The sequence below is a fragment of the Bacteroides fragilis genome (assembly GCF_019583405.1).
Lineage (GTDB): Bacteria > Bacteroidota > Bacteroidia > Bacteroidales > Bacteroidaceae > Bacteroides > Bacteroides fragilis_B.
The window spans coordinates 157,484-179,100 of the sequence record NZ_SZUU01000009.1 but is presented as its reverse complement, the minus strand read 5'-3'; the positions used below and the strand labels follow the sequence as shown (position 1 = coordinate 179,100).

The window sequence follows — 21,617 nt, the reverse complement described above, 5'->3', positions numbered from 1 at the left end:
TCTTAAAACTTATTGCAACGATCGAAGAAATGAATAGCTTCCAGTTCAGCCTTCATACGTACTTCTTCATCGTCCGTCATATTCTGGAAAGGAGTACGATTTTTACCCAAATCCAGTCCTATCAACTTCATGATTCGTTTTCCACCTACGATATTTCCACGGAAATGACAAATGACATTAATAACTTCCTGAGAGAAATTCTGTAATTCACGTGCTTTCTCAAGATCACCTGCTTTCCATGCTTCTATAATACCAACCAGATTTACACCATTGTAGTTGGTAGTTCCGCCAATACCTCCCTGGGCACCTCCCATAGCAAGGCATGGAAGAATCGTTTCATCTTGTCCGTGAAGCATATCAAACTTACCCCCTTTATACAGACGACACTGATTGTATTCATACATACTTTCAAAAGTATATTTTATTCCGGCAAAGTTAGGAATACGACCGTCTACTGCTTCCAAGAACGCAACCATTGACAAGAATGCTCCATTAAATGCAGGAATATGATAATAATAGAAAGGAAGATCGGGAGCACCGCAAGCGATTTCTTCACAATACTTCACCAGCTCTTCGACACGACCTACTTTAGGAAAGGGAGGAGCCATGGCGCCAATTCCCCATGCACCGATTTTTTGAGCGTGTTCGGCAAGCTTGCGACTTGATTTTACACAGCAACTACCTACATGTACAATCACCTTAAATCCTTTAGGTGAAACTTCTACCCAACGTTCAGCAAGCTTCATACGTTCTTCATCGGTCAACATATATCCTTCACCAGAAGATCCATTAATAAATACTCCTTGCAGTCCGTTCTTTACTAACATCTTAGCATACGCTTCAATCGGTTCATAATTAACCTCTCCATTTTCATAAAACGGAGTAAAAGGGGCATTGATCAATCCAATAATCTTTTCCATGATAATTTCGTTTTTATATTAATGATATAGATTTTTAATATAGATTGGGAACAGTTTTTCATAATACACTCTTGATATCCTTAGTATATCGCTACAAATATACGCATATTTATTAAACAATCATCATATAATAAAATATTTTATTAATAAAAAGAGATTCCAAAGATTCACTTAATAAAATTCATTCACTATTATTATCAATTAAAAACAATAGAGAAACATCTTTTCACCTTATAAACCCTGAATTAATAAACAAATTAACTATCTTTGTAGATATTACCCAAATTATTAATCTATATGAAACAACATCTTTTAAAAGAAATAGAACTAGGTACCAAAAGCGCTCTTCTCAAAAAGAAAATTATTACACATTATATATATAATGGCAGTTCAACAATTACCGACCTGTCTAAAGAATTGGATCTTAGCGTCCCTACAGTCACTAAGTTTATCAGTGAAATGTGCGAAGAAGGTTATATCAACGACTATGGTAAATTGGAAACAAGCGGAGGACGACACCCTAACCTATATGGCTTGAACCCCGAGTCCGGCTACTTTATAGGAGTCGATATCAAAAGATTTGCCATTAATATCGGCTTGATCAACTTCAAAGGTGATATGATGGAACTTAAAATGAATATTCCTTATAAATTTGAAAATTCAATAGAAGGATTGAATGAGTTATGCAAACTTATTTCAAATTTTATCAAGAAGTTGACAATAGCTAAAGACAAAATATTAAATATCAATGTAAATGTTTCCGGACGCGTTAATCCGGAATCGGGATATAGTTTTAGCCAATTCAATTTTGAAGAACGCCCATTATCTGAAGTTTTGGCAGAGAAATTAGGATATAAGGTAACAATAGACAATGATACGCGCGCAATGACCTATGGAGAATACCTAAAGGGATGTGTAAATGGCGAAAAAGATATTATCTTTGTAAATATCAGTTGGGGATTAGGTGTTGGAATCATCATTGATGGCAAAATTTATACAGGAAAATCCGGATTTTCCGGAGAGTTCGGCCATACCAGTACCTTTGACAATGAAATTATCTGCCACTGCGGAAAAAAAGGCTGTCTCGAGACAGAAGCTTCCGGATCTGCACTACACCGCATCTTGCTGGAACGTATACAAAATGGTGAAAACTCAATCTTATCCAATCGTATAGGAGACATTAACAACCCTATAACCCTGGATGAAATCATTGCTTCTGTAAACAAGGAAGACCTTTTATGTATTGAAATAGTGGAAGAAATCGGGCAGAAATTAGGCAAACAAATTGCCGGGCTTATCAATCTTTTTAATCCAGAACTTGTCATTATCGGTGGAACGATTTCGCTGACAGGAGACTACATTACTCAACCAATAAAAACAGCTGTCCGCAAGTACTCACTTAATCTGGTCAATAAAGACTCGGCAATCGTCACTTCAAAACTAAAAGACAGAGCCGGTATTGTCGGAGCTTGCATGCTTGCAAGGAGCAGAATGTTTGAGTGTTAAAGCTCAAGCATTCGCTGCATAAATACTCGGGTCGCCTCCTCATCAGTTGCAGGAGGTGCCCAAGATGCTAAATTTTCAGGAATAAGAGGAGCAAAAGGCCCTTGCTTTATTTCATAAATAACGGTTCCAGATTCTAAGACAACGATAGTATGCCATACACAGGGAGGAATCTCAATTCCATAATGTCCCTCAGCTGGATTCAAATGAACCTTTTCCGTTACATTACCCTCATCATCAAACAGGATAGCCAACAAGCTACCTCTCAATACAAGATAAACTTCTTCCTTATCCGGATTCTTATGACGATGTGGCGGTAAGTAAGTCCCAGGCTCCAAAGCATTCAACATTCTATGAATAGGAGCATCCATGGAGTCATGAAAATTGTAATTCATCCGCAGACGTGAATTCTTTTTTGCCTGATCAGTCACTTTATCAAGAAGCCCTTCGGTAATCAGTTTCATCACTCCTCTTTTGAAGCTACAGAGTCCGTTGAGACTGTAACCAAAGCGCATCCCAACCCTTCAACTCGCAGTAACAACTTATTATTTCCTTGGCACTCAACCAATTCAGCCTCCAATCCTTGTAACTGTCCACTTATTACTCGCACTATGGTTCCAGGAACAAACTCATTTGGAGCAAATTCGACCAGTTCGCAAGAGTGCTCTATCATAGTCTTGAAAGTCTCCATTTGAACTTCCGGTATAGAAACATATTGTCCCTTTTCCTTCAGTAAAAAAGCTACTCCATGAATATCGGCTACATGAACAATCTCTTCAGAGGAGATGTGCACAAATAGACATCCCGGAACAACAGGAATGAAAATCTTTTTCTTGCGATTGTTCCACAAACGAACTACCGGTTGAAGAGGCAAATAGTTTTCAACGCCTATCTTATCCAGCTGTTCCTTCACTTTCTTCTCTGCTCTCGGTGCTGTATATACAGCATACCAGCAAGAAGCATTTTCTTTTATTTTTCTGGCTGTTTCTTCCATCCGTTCAATAAATCTTTAACAAAGAGAATCCATCCTATACTACCTACACCCGCTAAGAACACAAAACCAATTAAAATCATGATTTTATTAGGTTTAGCCGGTCTCAAAGGAACTGTAGCAGGTTGTACTACAGTATAAACAGGAGTTATTTCCTGTACTTTAGCTTTCGCCATTTGCAGTTGTTGCGCTATCTGAGTGAATACGCCATAAGCCAAATTCACCTCATTTTGCAAACGTTCTTGCTCTGAACGAAAACTCTGCATAATGATATTCTGGTTACCATCCAGAAAGTGAGCATATTTCTGCTGAGCTTCATAATAATTTCCTTGAGCTTCATCAAATAGCTTCTCCGTAAAGGCCAAATCATGGCGTGCTTTGTTTGTGCGATAATCAGTTATATAATTTTGCAAACAACGCATTACTGTATCTGTTAAAGCCGCAGAAATTAATGGGTCCTGCATGGTCACAGAAAGGGTAGTTACTCCTGTTTTCTTGTCTACTGAAACAGATATACGATGACTCAAAGCATCTGCTATTCCAGCTTGATCTGCAGTCAAATAGAAAGGATCTATCTTTGCATCTCCCTGTTCCTCCGTTGTATCTTTAAACAAAGATACAACCCAACCTAATGCTTTGAAAGGAGCTGATGCAACCGCTCCCCACCAAGGAGCCCGTTGATATTTATCCAAGTACTCATACAGAGTTGTATTAATCTTGCCTTTCTGATCAGCAACCTTCACATCGAACATTTCCAATAGAAAAGGTGTGGAACTAACAATATCAGGATACAATTCGGGAGAAAGTGCATCTTCTCCGGTTGAACTGCCAAGATTAATACCGGCCATAGCAGCTAATGCCCCCATGCCTCCTGTAGAAGACTTGCTACCTGTTTCCGGTGCCAGTGTTACACTTGTAGAATACTCTTTAGGAATACTAAAAGCCACTACAAGTCCTACTAACACGGCAACACCACAAACCTTTAATACCAATTTACGACCGGCCCAAACTTTCTGAGCCAACTCTATCAGATCAATTTCTTGTTCCTCAGATTGCGGAGTCGTTTTATTTATATTCTTATCTTCAGTCATAGTTATTACTTAAAGAGGTTAACCATCGTTGCAATCATAGTTGCTAATGAAGCAGCAGAAGTACCCATTCCTATAATTTCGGCTGCCGACATTCTCTTCTTCGGATCTTTACTTGGCACGATAATTTCACATCCGGGTTCTATCGCTTTGGAATTTTTTGTACGTAAACGAGAAACTGTTCCATTCATATAAACCACAAAAGCTCTTTTTTTCTTTGCAAGACTTGCAAAACCACCGGCCTGATTAATATAATATTTCAAGCTTTCGCCTTTCTTATATAATACTGTATTGGGATACATCACAGCACCATTGATTTTGACGGTACTTACATATTCCGGCACAAACAAAATATCGCCTTCACGTAATACCATATCAAAGTCTGACCCCGGATTAGCCAAAGCCTTTTCCAACTCAATACCGACAGAATAAGTATCAGAGACATCAAGGGTCTTAACAGAAATAGAATCAGCTCCACCCTTATTAGCCATACGAAGCGCATCCTCCTTGCGGCGCAACTCTTCTTCTGTCATTTTACGAATCAGACGAGCACCTTTTACATAAGCATCTTGAGTAATGCCGCCCGCTTTAGAAATCAGATCACTAAGACGTTCGTTTTTCTTTGATAGCGCATAACGTCCACCAAATAAGACCTCGCCGCCAACTGTAACATTCTGTTGTTGATGATAAGCAGGGCTACGACGAATATATACTTCGTCAAAGGGTTCCAAATGGAAATCCTGATCACCTCCTACAAGAAAACCATCTTTCAATTCAAAAGAGAAAGTCTTACCAACTACATTACTCAATTCAGTACTTTTTGAATTTTTTATTCGTCGGGACACATCCACACGGGCTGTCGAAGCTGCCTCCAATAATCCTCCGGCTTGTAAAACAAGGTCTTCAACCGACATATTGGATGAATACAAATAAGTACCCGGATTGGCTACTTCACCATGAATCGTAAGGGTTGCTTCCTCCTTCAAATCTTCAATACTCGGAATATAAAGGATATCATTTTTCTGAAGAGGAATATCAGCTACAGTACCATTCAACAATCCCTTTAAATCAATTTGAATCATCTCATGAGTAAGATCATCATTCTCACGATCGATGATAGCACGGTTTAAGAAAGCATCACCTCTCACTCCTTCAGCTTTCTTTATTAATTGTTTTACTGTGTTTACAGTTCCATCGATTTGGTACATACCGGCACGATAAACAGCGCCACGGACTTCAACACGGTTTTCAAAACGTTCCAATACCGAATCCACAGCCAGCACATCTCCATCATCCAGTTTAAATACCGAATAATCCATTTCATCTACATTATAAACCTGATGCTCACGACCTGTTTTACGAATTAAGCGTATAGCTTTTTTATAAGCATCCCCGGTAAAACCACCTGAATATTTTAAAATAGTAGCCATTGTCTCAGAAGGCTTCATCTCATAAAACATCGGACGTTTTACCTTACCGGTAATCTGCACTAAAGATTCATATGGATCAACAATGACCACATCACCGTCTTGCAAACGGACATCGTCATTCAGTTTCCCCTTCATTATGAAATCGTAAACATCCAGATCTGCTATTTTTTTGCCGTTACGCACAACTTTAATACTACGTAAACTACCTATCTTATTAACACCACCGGCACGATAGAGAGCATGGAATACAGAAGAGAATGCCGAGAGCGCATAAGTACCCGGAACAGCAACTTCTCCCATAATACTAATTTGAATAGTACGGATATTGCCTAACGTCAGATCAACTGAAGTATTAGGATTCGGACCGGATATACCTGCGTAGATTTTCGCAAATTCACGACGTACCGCATTATTAGCCTCACGAACAGTCATTCCACTTAGGTAAATAGGACCAAGATTATCGACTAAAATACTACCCTCCGGAGAAATGGTTTGTCTGATTGTAGTCTGAGAAGCTCCCCACACATCTATAATCACCTCGTCTCCAGGTCCCAAACGATAGCTTACAGGAGTTGCTATATTTAGATTGGGTTCAAATGTAAGGTTCTCGTTCGTAAAAATATTATGTCCGAAAATTTGTTGAGTCGGATCCTCTTCCGGCTTCACGGTGTACTCGTCAGACCAGTCTTCGTCATTCATCATGTCTTCATCTGTCATTTCCTGGTTCTCATCCCCCATTCCACGCTTGTTTTTCTGATTGTTCGACTGACGAAGCCCTTTTATATTCTTCTGATTCTTTTGATTTTTCTGATCTTTCAGATTTTTTTGAGAGCGATTTGAGTAACCACTTTCATCATTTTGCTGAGTACGCGTACGCGACTTTGTTGAGTTCTGGTTGCTCTGTGTACCGGTACTGCCACTTCCATTTTCATATTTTTCCTGAATGCGTTCGACTTGTTCTTTCGTAACGCCCCTTCTCATCAACTCTGTTGTAATCTGCTTCTGAGTTTTACCCATCTTTTGAGCATCTTTTACATACTGCACGACCTGATCATCGGACATTTGCTGAGCTACAGCCACTCCGGACAAGGTGAAAATCAAGAAGAATAGTGTAATAAATCTACGCATAAGATATTCTGATTAATCTTTAGTGTTCCTCTAATAAATTATAAATCGGCCACAAAGGTAATATATTATTTTCATAATATACATTTATTTCATTCCTAAGTTTTCGAAAATAGATTAAAAAGAGGCTTTATCTAATATCTCAAACTCCGAATTCTTGCTTACAAATTCAGGAACTATCTTTTTCATAGAAGCGACAATTCCCATGGTGTCAGAAGTATAGCTCAAATCTATTAACTTTTGAATTTCTTGCTTAACCTCTTCATAATCATATTCACGAACTTTGGCTATCATTATTTTTTCATGATAAGTAGGACAAGTAGACTCTTTCACATTCAATAACTCTTCATATAGCTTCTCACCATGCCGCAATCCGGTAAACTCAATTTTTATATTTTTCTGCCCACTCAAATAAATCATTCTTTTAGCTAAATCAACAATCTTCACAGGATTGCCCATATCAAAAATATAGATTTCACCTCCATTTCCCATACTTCCAGCTTCCAATACCAATTGACAAGCTTCCGGAATAGTCATAAAATAACGTATAACCTGAGGATGTGTTACAGTAACAGGTCCTCCTTTCTCTATCTGTTGTTTAAATCTAGGTATCACAGATCCGTTCGAGCCAAGCACATTTCCAAAACGGGTTGTGATAAATTTCACTAATGCCCCATCATTGGCATATTTAGATAATTGATGTGCAAGGGACTGAACATAAATCTCAGCAAGTCTTTTACTACATCCCATAACGTTAGTCGGATTGACAGCCTTATCCGTAGAGACCATCACAAACTTTTCTACACCATATTTTACAGCTAAGTCAGCCATAATGCGAGTACCCAACACATTCACCTGTATGGCTTCAGATACATTATCTTCCATCATGGGCACATGTTTATAGGCAGCAGCATGGAAAACATACTGCGGACGATACTCTTTAAAGATTGATTCCATTCGCGTTTGGTTAGTCACATCGGCAACCAGCATTTTAGCATCAATATCCCGCCAATTATCCAACAGTTCCAATTGTACATTATGCAAAGGTGATTCTGCCTGATCAACCAAAATTAATTTATATGGATTCAATCCGGCTATCTGCCTCACCATTTCACGCCCAATTGAACCGGCAGCTCCCGTAATCATTATTCTCTTTCCTTCTATATGGGAAGATATTTTTCGAATATCTACATGGATAGGGTCTCTCTGTAACAAATCTTCTATCTGAATATCCTTTATTTGCATACCTTCCTTTCCTATATCATTGAATGGAGGAACAGTAAGGATACGAATATCCTCGGCTATCAATCGGTCAATCATACCGGAGGTTTCAAGTCGGTGCACTTTCTCAGAAGAAACAATAATAGCTTCAATTCTCTCTTCTTCTAAAATATCAAACAGAGATTCATTATTCGCATATACCCTACACCCCATCGTTTGTTTCCCTATAAAGCCTGTATCGTCTGAAATAAATCCTTTTAATCTAAAATGATTGCTTCTACTAACTCGTAATGATTTAGCGATATTAATACCAGATCCCTTCGAACCATATACAAACACCCGAATACTATGTCTACGATCGAAGGTCATCAACTCATGGATCATTTTCACCAAAATACGCAAACAGACCATTAAGGAAAAATTAACGATATAAGCTGTAAGAATAACACTAATCGGCAATACTTCTCGTGCACTCCACCCCATCCAAAGCAAATTGCCTACACAGGTAACCGAATATCCCAAAGTTAAGGAAATAAAAATACGAGAAATATCAATAAAGGAAGAATATCGAATGACCCCTACATAAGTACGATTCAGATGAAAGAAGCACACATTGAATATTACACAAAATAGTGTTGTCCACACCCACAACGAAAACTCAAAGACTAATGCTGACAGACCTATTTGCAAAAGGCTTGCCAGAAACATTGAAAAGATCACTAAAAGAACATCGACAGCAAGTATCAGCCATTTTGAAGCAACTCGCGATGAAAGATACTTATAATAAAATCGTATATTCATAGTAATATAAAAGTAGATTTATCAGTAAATATGCAAATATGAGTTTAAATATTTGAATCTACAACTATTTTCTAATTTAATCCCTAACCTTTTTATTTTATAAACATTTCAGAGAAATTATCACGAAAAAAGTATAGATTCATTTTGTTTTTAAAAATAAAGCTGTAATTTTGCACGCCGTAAACGGTAAAGTGTCACGCCGCTATAGCTCAGTCGGTAGAGCAACGCATTCGTAACGCGTAGGTCGCCAGTTCAAGTCTGGCTAGCGGCTCTTTCATAAAAGATATAAAAGAGTCATCATATAGGGCAGTTTACAAACTGCTATAAAAAAGTGAAACCGAACCACATCTAAATCATTGGAAGTGTCCGATGGGGTGTCACAAAAGTATAGCTTATGGTAATATTATCCTTTACTATTCTAAAGGCAAAACCAACAACAGGAAATAATTTCCTGTCTTGTTGTGTATCTCAACAAAAAAGCAAGAAGCATATATCAAAACGGAATATCAACTGAACAATGTCTCAGAATGGTATAACGGAAAAGTCGTTGCCCGTACGGACGCTGCAATGATGAATAAAAGACCAACCTTTAAATTGAACACACAAAAGGTTATTCTACATTGAGAATAACAACTATTACACAGCGTCTTAATAAAAGACAGCACTTATCCAACAAAAAAACGTCCACCCTATGTATTCATTTTTAATAACTTTATGTGCAATCGTATAGAGGAACTTCCAGTAGAAGAATGGAAAAGTTATGCCCAAATGAACAAAGATACATTAAAAGTATTCGAAACAGCCGAAAGCGATTTACCAATGATTATAATGAATCTTATCGCTATAGAGCATTTCGACAAATAGATGAAGGCAAACAACTATAGCGATACAGGGTATCGGATCCGTCTATGGCCTATTTAAGTGGAAATAAATGAAGTTATCAAAAACGGAGTACTTTGATGCGAGACGCAGCCATTTGCTTATACAAAACTTCCGACATCTGGCAGAAAGGAAATAGATATAAGTGTAGAAAGAGTTAGAAAAATAATCAATAACGACGTATTACACTGTAAAAGCCTATCGTCAGCAAAAAGTTCTCCAAAGATTTCCCAAAAGCGCCAATCGAAAAACTCACTGACAGCTAACAAATTAGTAATATTACTATTATATAGAAACATTTTGTGCCGAATAACATCAAGAACATTTCCCCTTTATTCTTGTTCCTTAGTTTAAGGATAATTATGTCCACATTAAAAATAGAAAAAGATGAAGCAAAAGCAGTTTTACCTTATTTATGTTTTCCTTATGTCAATAACTTTCTTGGGTGCATGTTCTAAAGACTCTCCAAACGAATTAATTCCCAATACAATAGTAAAAATCGAGATTGATAAACTACCTGGAAAAAGAATATATTTCGTAGGAGAAGAGTTGGATGTATCCGATATGACATTGAAAGTATTTTATTCAAACGAAACATCTGAAGTAGTTCCTGTAAAAAAAGACGAAGTCACTGGATTCGACAGTACGGTTCCCGAAAACGATCAGATTTTAGAGGTGCACAAAAGTAATTTTACCGTTACTTTTAAAATACAGATACTGGTTAATGATATTCAGGCGATTTCAATTAAAACTTTACCTTCAAAAACGGTATATACATTGGGAGAGCCTCTCTCCCTCAGTAATATGGTACTCGAAATAAACTATGCCGATGGTACGATAAAAGAGAATTCGGGTGCATCTGCTGATTGGGTACAAGGTTTCAATTCTTCCGTACCGGCACAACTTCAAATAGTGACACTTGAACTAGATGGTAAACAAGTATCTTTTGATGTGCAAATATTACCTGTAAAAGTAGACGGAGATAAAGTTGTAAGTGTCATTGATTCCGACTTTACATCAATAACCTTCCCGGATGGTATTCGCACAATAGGATCAAAGGCTTTTGATAATAAGAATATCAAAGCGAGTGAGCTTCTGTTCCCTGCCTCTTTGAGTGCGATTGAGCAGGCAGCATTTGCTTATTGCAGAAATCTGAAAATCGTCGATTTAAGTCACACATCGATTAAGGAATTGCCGGAAGAGGCCTTTTTATTTTCCGGAATAAAAGAAATAGCACTGCCTGCTTCTTTGGAAATTGTTGGAAAGGAAGCATTTTACGGGTGTACTGATCTGAATGTTATCGACATAAGTCATACTTCCGTTAAAGAACTACAGAACGGAGCTTTCGGGAAATCCGGTATATCTTCTATATCTTTGCCTTCCACTTTTAAGATTGTAGGTGCATCGGCTTTCATAGAGACAAAGAACTTGAAAGAATTGACTCTGCCCGAAGGAAGTGAAGTGATTGACCTGGAAGCTTTTTCCGGCAGCTCCATTCAGAAAGTAACCCTTCCGAATACTATTTACCACATTGACCGCTCTTTCTACAGCTGTCCCGAACTTACTACCATCGAAACTTACGGAACCCGGACAACACCTTCGCCTGTTGACAGGACGGCGGCAATAGTGAGCGAATGTTTTAACCATTCTCCTAAACTCACTGTTCTTAAAATTCCCGCAAGCATAGCTAAAATAGGAATAAGTGCTCTGAACAAGTGTCAAGTAAAAACTCTTATTTTACCCGTAAGTGTCAAGGCATTAGACTTCAATGCTTTCGGAAATACTACTTCGCTGGACGAGATTTCACTAATGTCGCCTACGATGGTTACTGCCGACTATTACCCCGTACCGCAAGGAATTCAAAAGATAAAAGTCCCCCAAAACCTTATCGAAACATACAAGCAGGACAAAGCCTGGAAGCCGTTCGCTGAAAAAATCGTTGCCCTTTAAAACCTATTTAAATTTTGCTCAAGACTGTTTTGAGATTTGTTTTCGAGGATATCTTCCCGTTTTTTTGTAAAAAGCACAGCGGATTATGTGACGAATAAAACGAGGGAATAAACCGAAAAGAAACTCAAAACAGACCGATAAAACCTATATAAAAATTTATTCAAAAAAAGTTCAAACAGAGTCTTAATATCCGATAATGTATAAACCGCCTGCGTAAGAGTTTTACAAAGGCGGTATCACTTGCAGACAGATGGCTATATTCTATTAGTTCCTCGTTTTATGCTATGCTTCCATATAATCAAATTCATTCATATATCTTCCCACTCTTTTCATGAGCTTGAATATTCTTATTTAAAATAACTGTCACTGCAATATAACAAAGTATACCATCGAATGTGTTAACCATGATTATGAGGGTTAATTCACTATTTACTTTTTTGTAATCAATGGTCGCTTTCATAATTCTATCTATTTAATTTGTTACTTCTTGATCGATTGATTAACTTTGATGCGACAAAGATTGTCCCAAATAGTTATTCTAAGAGTGTCAACAATAACTCGCTCAATATATTATTCGAAACGCCCGGCTTTAAATTTTCAATATCATGAAAAATAAGCGAAAAAGACCATCTAAAAAACAACACCACAATTCGTTTAAGAGCCTTTGGATAATAGCTCTATTTGCGATTTTACCATTAATCTACGGAATCTATCTCTGTACACCGGAAATTCAAACTGTATTCTTTCAGGCAACCAAAGTATCAAGACCAAACGTTGCACGTCCCAATTACTCTCACGATGAAAATCTAAAGATTCCGGTTTCCCAATTCCCATTAACAGAGCAGCTAATTCATCACAAAGGCTATACTGTGTCTTATAATAAAGATAAAAAAATCCCCAATTGGGTAGCTTACGAACTCACCAAGCAAAAGACACAAGGGAATATAAAAAGAAAAGAAAGATTTATCGCCGATCCTGTCGTGAAAGGAGGTATGGCAAACAATTCTGATTATTCCCGTTCCGGATTTGACAAAGGTCATATGGCACCTGCTGCCGACATGAAATGGAGTAATGAAGCCATGCAAGAATCCTTTTATTTCAGCAATGTATGTCCGCAACATCCCGAACTTAACCGTCAGAAATGGAAAACGCTGGAGGACAAGGTCCGCGAGTGGGCCGTAGCCGATAGTGCAATCCTTATTATTTGCGGTCCGGTCACCAATAAAAGATCTCCGGTAATCGGGAAAAGCCGGGTGACCGTTCCATCAAAGTTCTTTAAGGTCATTCTCTCTCTTCATGGTTCCACTCCCAAAGCTATCGGATTTATTTTTAAGAATGAACGTGCAATAGCACCTTTACGAGATTATGCTGTCTCTATTGACAGCATTGAACAACTCACCGGACTGGATTTCTTTTCTTCACTCCCCGATTCTTTAGAAGATGAGATAGAAAGCCAGATAGATAACGCCTTATGGAACATCTAAACCAAAACACATAAATTGAAAGATAAGAATTGAAAAAGCAAATGATCTCAAAAAGCAAATGATCTCAAAAAGCAAATAATAACTAAACAGATAGAAAACATTTATTATCCAAGAACAATCATCATTGAAATCTTCTTAACTTTGGCACGATTTTATAACCATTAGATATTCTATATGAATAAGAAAAGAAAGAAAATATTTCTCAGCATACTGGCTACTTTTTTCTTCATTTGTATCGCCGGTGCAGGAACAGTCTATTACTACCTATTCTACCCCCAGTTTCATCCAAGTAAGACAACTTATATCTATATAGACCGCGATGATACTACAGACTCCATTTTCAATAAAATAAGAAAGCAAGGAAACCTTCGTAACTTTAATGGCTTCAAATGGATGTCCCATTTCCGTGAATATAGTAAAAACATCCATACCGGACGTTACGCCATCAAACCCGAAGATAACACTTATCAATTATACAGTAGATTATCAAGAGGCTATCAAACTCCTGTCAACCTGACAATTGGAAGTGTACGAACACTTGACAGATTAGTCCGCAACGTAGGGAAACAGTTAATGATAGATTCCACTGAAATTGCCATGGCACTACACGACTCTATTTTTCTGGAAAAAATGGGATACACAGAAGCCACCATTCCCTGCTTATTTATCCCCGAAACATATCAGGTATATTGGGACATCAGTGCAGAAGACTTTTTAGCCCGAATGAAGAAAGAGCATGATAAATTTTGGAATAAAGACCGGCTCTCAAAAGCTCAAGCAATAGGAATGACTCCTGAAGAAGTTTCCACACTGGCCTCCATCGTAGAGGAAGAAACCAACAACAATGCAGAAAAGCCTATGGTTGCGGGATTGTACATCAACCGATTACATGCCGGCATGCCCCTGCAAGCTGACCCGACTATCAAATTCGCACTACAAGATTTCGGCTTACGCAGAATCACCAATCAACACTTAGACATACAGTCTCCCTATAACACTTACCTGAATACGGGACTGCCTCCAGGCCCTATCCGAATACCATCACCCAAGGGATTGGATAGTGTTTTGAATTATGTAAAGCATAACTATATTTATATGTGCGCAAAAGAAGATTTCTCCGGTACGCATAATTTTGCTTCCAACTATGCAGACCACATGGTCAATGCAAGAAAATACTGGAAAGCACTGAATGAAAGAAAGATTTTTAAGTAATCCCGTAATAAAATGATCTTAAAAACGTATCTTTGCCCGATATTATAACAAAATACGTGATTAACACCAAAAGAAAATAAGATATGAGCAAACAACTCTTACTTGGCGATGAAGCCATTGCACAAGCAGCACTGGATGCCGGACTTTCAGGCGTTTACGCTTATCCCGGTACTCCATCCACTGAAATTACCGAATACATCCAGATGGCTCCTATTACAAGAGAACGTAACATACACAACCGCTGGTGTGCCAACGAAAAAACGGCCATGGAAGCTGCCTTGGGTATGTCTTTTGTCGGCAAGCGTGCATTAGTCTGCATGAAACATGTGGGAATGAACGTAGCTGCTGACTGTTTTATCAATTCAGCCATCACAGGCGTAAAAGGGGGACTGATTGTAGTTGCGGCAGACGACCCCAGTATGCACTCTTCACAAAACGAACAAGATAGCCGTTTTTATGGCGACTTCTCATTAATACCCATGTACGAACCAAGCAACCAACAAGAAGCTTATGACATGGTATACAATGGTTTCGAATTTTCCGAAAAAACCGGTGAACCGATACTAATGCGCATGGTAACACGTTTGGCTCACTCTCGTTCAGGTGTAGAAAACAAAGCACAAAAATCACAAAACGAAATCTCATTCAGTGAAGATCCACGCCAGTTTATCCTGCTACCGGGCAACGCACGCAAGCGTTATAAAGCATTACTTACACGTCAGGATGAATTTATCAAAGCATCCGAAGAATCACCTTATAATAAATACGTAGATGGCCCCAATAAAAAAATGGGCATCGTAGCCTGTGGAATCGGCTATAATTACTTGATGGAAAATTATCCTGACGGTTGCGAATATCCCGTTTTGAAAATTGGGCAGTATCCACTTCCCAAAAAGCAATTAATGCAATTAATCAATGATTGTGACGAAATCCTCGTATTAGAGGATGGACAACCATTTGTTGAGAAGCAACTGAAGGGATATCTGGGCATCGGATTAAAAGTAAAAGGTCGTCTCGACGGTACATTATCACAAGACGGAGAATTAAATCCGGACACCGTGGCACACGCTGTCGGCAAAGAGAATCGTTCAGAATTCAGTGTTCCGAATCTTGTAGAGATGCGCCCTCCGGCTTTGTGCGAAGGCTGCGGGCATAGAGATATGTATATAACATTAACTCAAGTATTGAAAGAAGAATATCCTACTCACAAAGTATTCAGCGACATTGGTTGTTATACGCTGGGAGCAAACGCACCATTTAACGCAATCAATTCTTGTGTAGACATGGGGGCATCTATCACTATGGCTAAAGGTGCATCCGATGGCGGGCTCCATCCGGCTGTCGCTGTAATCGGAGACTCTACTTTTACTCACTCCGGAATGACCGGACTTTTGGACTGTGTCAACGAGAATGCCAATGTCACCATTGTCATATCCGATAATGAAACGACAGCAATGACCGGTGGACAAGATTCTGCCGGCACAGGCCGACTTGAAGCTATTTGCGCCGGATTAGGCGTAGATCCGGCTCACATCCGTATAGTTGTTCCTTTAAAGAAAAACTATGAAGAGATGAAACAGATCATCCGTGAGGAAATAGATTATAGAGGAGTATCCGTTATCATTCCACGCAGAGAGTGTATACAAACATTAGCACGTAAAAAAAGAAGTAAGTAAGCCATGAAAAAAGATATCATATTATCAGGTGTGGGTGGACAAGGTATCCTGTCCATCGCTACAGTAATCGGAAAGGCCGCCCTCAAAGACGGTCTGTACATGAAACAGGCAGAAGTACACGGCATGAGCCAGCGTGGCGGAGATGTACAGTCGAATCTCCGAATCAGTGACCAGCCCATTGCATCAGATCTGATTCCCTCAGGTAAATGTGATTTGATCATCTCCCTTGAACCCATGGAAGGGCTTAGATACCTCCCCTACCTCAGCCATGAAGGTTGGTTGGTAACAAACGAAACTCCATTTGTTAATATCCCCAATTATCCCGCTGAAGCAGATGTTATGGCAGAAATCAATAAACTGCCGCATAAGGTTGTTCTGAATGTAGATAAAGTAGCCAAAGAAATAGGCTCTACACGAGTTGCCAATATTGTTTTATTAGGTGCCACTATCCCATTCTTAGGCATCGATTACGAAAAGATACAGGATAGTATTCGTGAAATATTCCAGAAAAAAGGTGATGCAATAGTCGAACTCAATTTAAAAGCCCTGGCTGCCGGAAAAGCGATAGCAGAAAAAACAATGAAATGATCAGGAACAATTGAATATAGAAAAGGTGATAATGTGATCGGGACAACCATTTCATTATCACCTTGATACATTATCACCCCTACTTAAATAATTTATAAGCCATGAATACAAAATATTGGGAAGAAGAGATAGAAACCATGAGTCATAAAAAACTGCAGGAACTACAACTCGAGCGACTCAAGAAAACAATTAATATAGCAGCCAATGCCCCTTATTACAAGAAAGTATTTCAAGAGCATGGCATCACTTCAGAAAGTATCCAGTCACTGGACGACATCCGTAAACTGCCTTTTACCACAAAGGCAGATATGCGGGCCAATTACCCTTTCGGACTTGTTGCCGGAAATATGAAAGAAGACGGAGTACGTATTCACTCTTCAAGCGGAACAACAGGAACGCCAACGGTAATTGTTCATTCACAGCATGACTTAGATTCATGGGCCAATCTGGTTGCACGGTGCTTGTATTGTGTAGGCATACGTAATACAGATGTTTTTCAAAACAGTTCCGGTTACGGTATGTTCACAGGAGGACTCGGATTCCAATATGGAGCTGAACGACTGGGAGCTCTAACCGTACCTGCCGCTGCCGGTAACAGTAAACGCCAGATCAAGTTTATTACCGACTTTAAAACAACTGCCCTTCACGCCATTCCCAGTTATGCCATCCGCTTAGCTGAGGTCTTTCAGGAAGAAGGGATCGATCCATGCAGTACTACTCTCAGAACTCTCGTAATCGGTGCAGAACCACACACAGACGAACAGCGAAAAAAAATAGAACGCATGTTAGGTGTTAAAGCATACAATAGTTTTGGAATGACCGAAATGAATGGCCCAGGGGTAGCATTTGAATGTACCGAGCAGAATGGCATGCATTTTTGGGAAGATTGCTATTATGTAGAAATCATTAATCCAGAGACAGGTGAACCTGTGCCTGAAGGAGAAATCGGTGAACTTGTACTCACTACTCTTGATCGTGAAATGATGCCACTGATACGCTATCGCACACGTGACCTTACCCGCATTCTACCTGGAAACTGTCCTTGTGGGCGCACCCATATCCGGATAGACCGTATAAAAGGCCGTAGCGACGACATGTTCATTATCAAGGGAGTAAATATATTCCCCATGCAAGTAGAAAAGATATTGGTACAATTCCCCGAATTAGGAAGCAATTATCTTATTACACTCGAAACAGTGAACAATCAAGATGAGATGATTGTAGAAGTAGAGTTGAGTGATCTTTCTACCGACAATTACATCGAACTAGAAAAGATACGTAAAGATATTACCCGCCAGCTAAAAGACGAAATACTTGTCACGCCTAAACTCAAACTGGTAAAGAAAGGCTCTTTACCACAAAGTGAAGGCAAAGCTGTCAGAGTAAAAGACCTGAGAAACAATAAATAATCATCCAATGAACCCAATATGCCGATGTACCATCCGAATACATCGGCGCATTGGTATATTGGGCACATTAACTTATTATTATAATCATGCAATTACTTAAAAAAAGAATCCTGCAAGATGGAAAATGCTATGAAGGGGGAATTCTCAAAGTAGATAGTTTTATCAACCACCAGATGGACCCGGTACTAATGAAGTCAATTGGCGTAGAGTTTGTGCGCCTTTTTGCCGGAACAAACGTCAATAAGATCATGACCATTGAAGCCAGCGGAATTGCTCCGGCCATCATGACAGGCTATTTAATGGACTTACCGGTCGTTTTTGCCAAGAAGAAGTCACCAAGAACCATACAGAATGCTCTGAGTACTACAGTACATTCATTCACCAAAGACCGTGATTATGAAGTAGTCATCAGTTCCGACTTTCTTACTCCGAAAGACAATATATTATTTGTTGATGACTTTTTGGCCTATGGAAACGCTGCTTTAGGTGTTATCGACCTCATCAAACAGTCTGGTGCCAATCTGGTAGGAATGGGATTTATTATTGAAAAAGCATTTCAAAACGGACGTAAAACACTTGAAGAAAGAGGGGTAAGAGTAGAGTCTCTTGCCATTATTGAAGATTTATCCAATTGCCAGATTACAATAAAAGATTAACTCTGTAAAAAAGCCTTTGTATTATCCCGGACAGGTTATACAAAGGCTTTTCTTTATACTATTACTACTTAGCTGGTCCGTGTGAAATACTCACGTTAGGGTTTAAATACTGCCCTTTACCTCTGGTTCTTTTCCCATATTGTACTGCATGCTTCGGACAAACGTGGTAACAAGCCAAACAAGATGTACAGTCCATCCCCCACACCGGTCTCCACCCTATTACAACTACATTCCCAACCGGACATATTCTTTCACAACGCTTGCAACCGATACAATCATCAGTGACATAAAATGGTTTTGCAGAAGTCATAAAGCGATTAAAAAGCGGATTAAGCACCTTCGTTTTCAACCACGGAAAACTCCCCTCATTGCAATGAAAACCAGTCTCCCGCTCATTTATTGAGTAATTAACTTCTTCTACCCTACCGACAGCTTTTTCTAATTTCTCTTTCTCCAACTCTTTCTTATCCACATCAAATCCGGGAAGCAACACATAATTATTAGGCATTGTCACCGAAAATCCGGCATTACACTCTATTCCCTTAAGAGATAATGCCCGACGAAACACTTCCTCCGTCAATCCTGTATCATCTCCACAGGAACATACGAAATAGACATATTGAGAGTGATAATTAGTCAAAGTAGCCCAATCCAGAAACTGTAACACGGCCAACGGAGGCCCCCATGAATAAACAGGAAAAACAAAACCTACTTTTTCATTATCCGCCAACACAAACTCTTTTATTCCATCCCTAATGGCATTCGGCATAAAAACAAGTGTTTCGTTTTGTACCTTTGCAATCTGTTCCGCAATCCATTTAGAATTTCCAGTTCCTGAAAAATAGAATATCATAACTATATGTGTATTTAAAAGAAAACAGCATAAAAAAAAGAACGGTAGTCTTTAAATGATTACCGCCCTTTCCTTTATTAAAAAGCCGCACCGATGATGTGATGAAACTCCGAATGACATGATTTGAGCGCCCGTCCTCTTTGTAATCCACCGACTATAAAGTTATCCCGAAGGATGTGGCCCGCCATTGAGAAACGAAGCTTGTCTCGGTTTTCAGTTTAATTGATGAGTTTCCCGATCCAATCAATGCGGCTAATATTTTACTACAACAAATGTAGTTACTTTTGGTGAGATAAACAAGGAAAAATAGGATTTTGTTTCTCTCGTAGACTATTTTTTCCCAATAAAGCCAGCTTTAAAAATGAAAAATGCCGGTTACATTAAATTGTAACCGACATTTTTTTTAATCTTAAAACTGTTGAAACTTAAGCAACTTTAGCCTTAGCAACCACAGCCTTGAAAGCCTCCGGATGGTTAACAGCTAAGTCAGCCAAAACCTTACGGTTAATTTCAATACCGGCTTTGTGCAGACCACCCATCAGTTTAGAATATGACATTCCTTCCAGACGTGCAGCAGCGTTGATACGCTGTATCCAAAGAGCACGGAAGTTTCTCTTCTTGTTTCTACGGTCACGGAACGCATAAGTCAAACCCTTTTCCCAAGTGTTTTTAGCTACGGTCCATACATTCTTTCTTGCACCAAAGTAACCTCTGGTCAATTTCAAAATTTTCTTTCTTCTTGCTTTTGAAGCAACATGATTTACTGATCTTGGCATAGTTTTCTCTTTTTTGAATGTTAGCGCCGTTACTTCACGTAACGAACTTAAAGCTAAAGCATTCGGTTAATAACTTTAATAATACTTTGTACGCTTTTGATTACTTCATAGCTAAGAGTTCCTTAACCTGGCTTACATTTGTTGTATCAACAGTTGTAGAGTAGCACAGGTTTCTTTTTCTTTTCTTAGACTTTTTAGTCAAAATGTGACTGTGAAAAGCGTGCTTTCTTTTGATTTTACCTGTTCCGGTAAGGGCAAACCTTTTTTTAGAACCGGAGTTAGTCTTCATCTTTGGCATCTTAATTGTTTTTAAATTATTAAATGATATGGCAACGCACTATACCTGCGCGTTACGCATTTTTCTTACTCTTCATTATCTCCAGCCGGTTTTTCAGCTTTTACTGTAGCCGGAGTAGCAGGTTTTTTCGTTGCACTTTCTTTCTTTTTCGGAGAAAGTTGAATTGTCATACGTTTACCTTCCAGCACCGGCAACTGATCTACTTTTGCATAATCTTCCAGATCATTGGCAAAGCGTAACAAAAGCACCTCACCCTGTTCTTTAAAAAGAATGGAACGACCTTTAAAGAAAACATAAGCTTTCACCTTGTCACCATCTTCCAAAAATCCTTTGGCATGTTTCAACTTAAAGTTATAGTCATGGTCATCTGTTTGCGGACCAAAACGTATCTCTTTTACGTTTACTTTTACCTGCTTAGCCTTTTGTTCTTTTTGACGCTTCTTTAACTGATACAGAAACTTAGAGTAGTCAATAATACGACAAACAGGTGGTTGGGCATTGGGAGAAATCTCCACGAGATCCAGTTCTTTTTCTTCAGCCAATTTTAGAGCCTGAAAAATGGGATATACTTTAGGTTCTACATCATCACCTACAATGCGGACTTCTTTCGCACGGATCTGCTCATTGATCCGGTATTGCGATTTCATGCTGTCATTCTTCATTAAATAACGTTTACTTCCAGTTTGTTTTTTATTGTCTACCAAATTTAATTATGTATTAAAGTAAAAGCTGTCTTTAGAGCATTACTAAAATGCTG

The 21,617-nt window shown here is 38.8% G+C and carries 20 protein-coding genes and 1 tRNA gene; 10 read left to right on the top strand and 11 right to left on the bottom strand.

Translation table 11 applies throughout. The annotated features are described in order from the left end of the window. Positions 1-2 precede the first annotated feature (2 nt). Positions 3-920: a dihydrodipicolinate synthase family protein gene (locus FDF36_RS17575; protein WP_005786611.1), complete on the bottom strand. Its 918-nt coding sequence runs from the start codon at positions 918-920 to the stop codon at positions 3-5. Positions 921-1,217: 297 nt separating this feature from the next. On the opposite strand from FDF36_RS17575, the gene FDF36_RS17570 reads away from it, so the two are divergent. Further along, positions 1,218-2,426, top strand: a complete 1,209-nt coding sequence (locus FDF36_RS17570) for an ROK family transcriptional regulator (RefSeq protein WP_005786608.1) — start codon at positions 1,218-1,220, stop codon at positions 2,424-2,426. On the opposite strand, the gene FDF36_RS17565 is transcribed toward FDF36_RS17570, so the two are convergent. The 5 genes from FDF36_RS17565 to FDF36_RS17545 all read right to left on the bottom strand — a co-directional run bounded on the left by FDF36_RS17565 (position 2,423) and on the right by FDF36_RS17545 (position 9,079). Next, entirely contained in the window at positions 2,423-2,887 is a 465-nt protein-coding gene (locus FDF36_RS17565; protein WP_220392232.1) for a WbuC family cupin fold metalloprotein, read from the bottom strand. The two genes, FDF36_RS17570 and FDF36_RS17565, sit on opposite strands and share 4 nt — an antisense overlap. Continuing rightward, the gene (locus tag FDF36_RS17560; RefSeq protein ID WP_220392231.1) at positions 2,887-3,417 is read right to left on the bottom strand and encodes a UpxY family transcription antiterminator; all 531 of its coding nucleotides are present in this window, start codon (positions 3,415-3,417) and stop codon (positions 2,887-2,889) included. The genes FDF36_RS17565 and FDF36_RS17560 overlap by 1 nt, the downstream gene beginning before the upstream one ends. Continuing rightward, positions 3,393-4,505 (bottom strand): Wzz/FepE/Etk N-terminal domain-containing protein, encoded by a 1,113-nt coding sequence (locus tag FDF36_RS17555; protein ID WP_220392230.1) that lies wholly within the window; start codon positions 4,503-4,505, stop codon positions 3,393-3,395. Before FDF36_RS17555 ends, FDF36_RS17560 begins: the two co-directional genes overlap by 25 nt. A gap of 5 nt (positions 4,506-4,510) precedes the next feature. Then, positions 4,511-7,060 carry an SLBB domain-containing protein gene (locus tag FDF36_RS17550; protein ID WP_220392229.1) on the bottom strand — a complete coding sequence of 850 codons (2,550 nt, stop codon included), beginning with the start codon at positions 7,058-7,060 and terminating at the stop codon, positions 4,511-4,513. Positions 7,061-7,174: 114 nt separating this feature from the next. Beyond that, a complete protein-coding gene (locus FDF36_RS17545) occupies positions 7,175-9,079 on the bottom strand; it encodes a polysaccharide biosynthesis protein (RefSeq protein ID WP_220392228.1) in 1,905 nt (634 codons plus the stop codon). A gap of 198 nt (positions 9,080-9,277) precedes the next feature. On the opposite strand from FDF36_RS17545, the gene FDF36_RS17540 reads away from it, so the two are divergent. The 3 genes from FDF36_RS17540 (at position 9,278) to FDF36_RS17530 (ending at position 11,908) form a co-directional block, all read left to right on the top strand. Further along, a tRNA-Thr gene (locus FDF36_RS17540) sits at positions 9,278-9,350 on the top strand. 443 nt (positions 9,351-9,793) lie between these two features. Beyond that, complete coding sequence (locus FDF36_RS17535; RefSeq protein ID WP_220392227.1) at positions 9,794-9,943, top strand: hypothetical protein; 150 nt, start codon at positions 9,794-9,796, stop codon at positions 9,941-9,943. Between the two features lie 402 nt (positions 9,944-10,345). Beyond that, complete coding sequence (locus FDF36_RS17530; protein WP_220392226.1) at positions 10,346-11,908, top strand: leucine-rich repeat protein; 1,563 nt, start codon at positions 10,346-10,348, stop codon at positions 11,906-11,908. 304 nt (positions 11,909-12,212) lie between these two features. On the opposite strand, the gene FDF36_RS17525 is transcribed toward FDF36_RS17530, so the two are convergent. Continuing rightward, a complete protein-coding gene (locus tag FDF36_RS17525; RefSeq protein ID WP_220392225.1) occupies positions 12,213-12,368 on the bottom strand; it encodes a hypothetical protein in 156 nt (51 codons plus the stop codon). Between the two features lie 145 nt (positions 12,369-12,513). Between FDF36_RS17525 and FDF36_RS17520 the strand changes: the two genes are divergently transcribed. From FDF36_RS17520 to xpt, 6 genes are all read left to right on the top strand, one after another. Next, positions 12,514-13,392, top strand: coding sequence for a DNA/RNA non-specific endonuclease (locus tag FDF36_RS17520; RefSeq protein ID WP_220392224.1), 879 nt, complete (start codon positions 12,514-12,516; stop codon positions 13,390-13,392). Positions 13,393-13,566: 174 nt separating this feature from the next. After that, the gene (mltG, locus tag FDF36_RS17515) at positions 13,567-14,604 is read left to right on the top strand and encodes an endolytic transglycosylase MltG (protein WP_220392223.1); all 1,038 of its coding nucleotides are present in this window, start codon (positions 13,567-13,569) and stop codon (positions 14,602-14,604) included. A gap of 83 nt (positions 14,605-14,687) precedes the next feature. Then, positions 14,688-16,280 (top strand): thiamine pyrophosphate-dependent enzyme, encoded by a 1,593-nt coding sequence (locus tag FDF36_RS17510; RefSeq protein WP_220392222.1) that lies wholly within the window; start codon positions 14,688-14,690, stop codon positions 16,278-16,280. A gap of 3 nt (positions 16,281-16,283) precedes the next feature. Then, on the top strand, positions 16,284-16,868 hold the full coding sequence (locus FDF36_RS17505) for an indolepyruvate oxidoreductase subunit beta (protein WP_220392221.1): 585 nt from the start codon (positions 16,284-16,286) through the stop codon (positions 16,866-16,868). A 101-nt stretch (positions 16,869-16,969) separates the two neighbouring features. Beyond that, positions 16,970-18,277 carry a phenylacetate--CoA ligase gene (locus FDF36_RS17500; RefSeq protein WP_220392220.1) on the top strand — a complete coding sequence of 436 codons (1,308 nt, stop codon included), beginning with the start codon at positions 16,970-16,972 and terminating at the stop codon, positions 18,275-18,277. Between the two features lie 86 nt (positions 18,278-18,363). After that, positions 18,364-18,933 carry a xanthine phosphoribosyltransferase gene (gene xpt / locus FDF36_RS17495; RefSeq protein WP_005776479.1) on the top strand — a complete coding sequence of 190 codons (570 nt, stop codon included), beginning with the start codon at positions 18,364-18,366 and terminating at the stop codon, positions 18,931-18,933. Between the two features lie 64 nt (positions 18,934-18,997). On the opposite strand, the gene FDF36_RS17490 is transcribed toward xpt, so the two are convergent. The 4 genes from FDF36_RS17490 to infC form a co-directional block, all read right to left on the bottom strand. Continuing rightward, complete coding sequence (locus tag FDF36_RS17490; RefSeq protein ID WP_220392219.1) at positions 18,998-19,786, bottom strand: EFR1 family ferrodoxin; 789 nt, start codon at positions 19,784-19,786, stop codon at positions 18,998-19,000. A gap of 425 nt (positions 19,787-20,211) precedes the next feature. After that, the gene (gene rplT, locus FDF36_RS17485; RefSeq protein ID WP_005786577.1) at positions 20,212-20,562 is read right to left on the bottom strand and encodes a 50S ribosomal protein L20; all 351 of its coding nucleotides are present in this window, start codon (positions 20,560-20,562) and stop codon (positions 20,212-20,214) included. A 100-nt stretch (positions 20,563-20,662) separates the two neighbouring features. After that, positions 20,663-20,860 carry a 50S ribosomal protein L35 gene (rpmI, locus tag FDF36_RS17480; protein WP_005786574.1) on the bottom strand — a complete coding sequence of 66 codons (198 nt, stop codon included), beginning with the start codon at positions 20,858-20,860 and terminating at the stop codon, positions 20,663-20,665. 65 nt (positions 20,861-20,925) lie between these two features. Beyond that, the gene (infC, locus tag FDF36_RS17475) at positions 20,926-21,522 is read right to left on the bottom strand and encodes a translation initiation factor IF-3 (RefSeq protein WP_220392218.1); all 597 of its coding nucleotides are present in this window, start codon (positions 21,520-21,522) and stop codon (positions 20,926-20,928) included. Between the last annotated feature and the right edge of the window lie 95 nt (positions 21,523-21,617).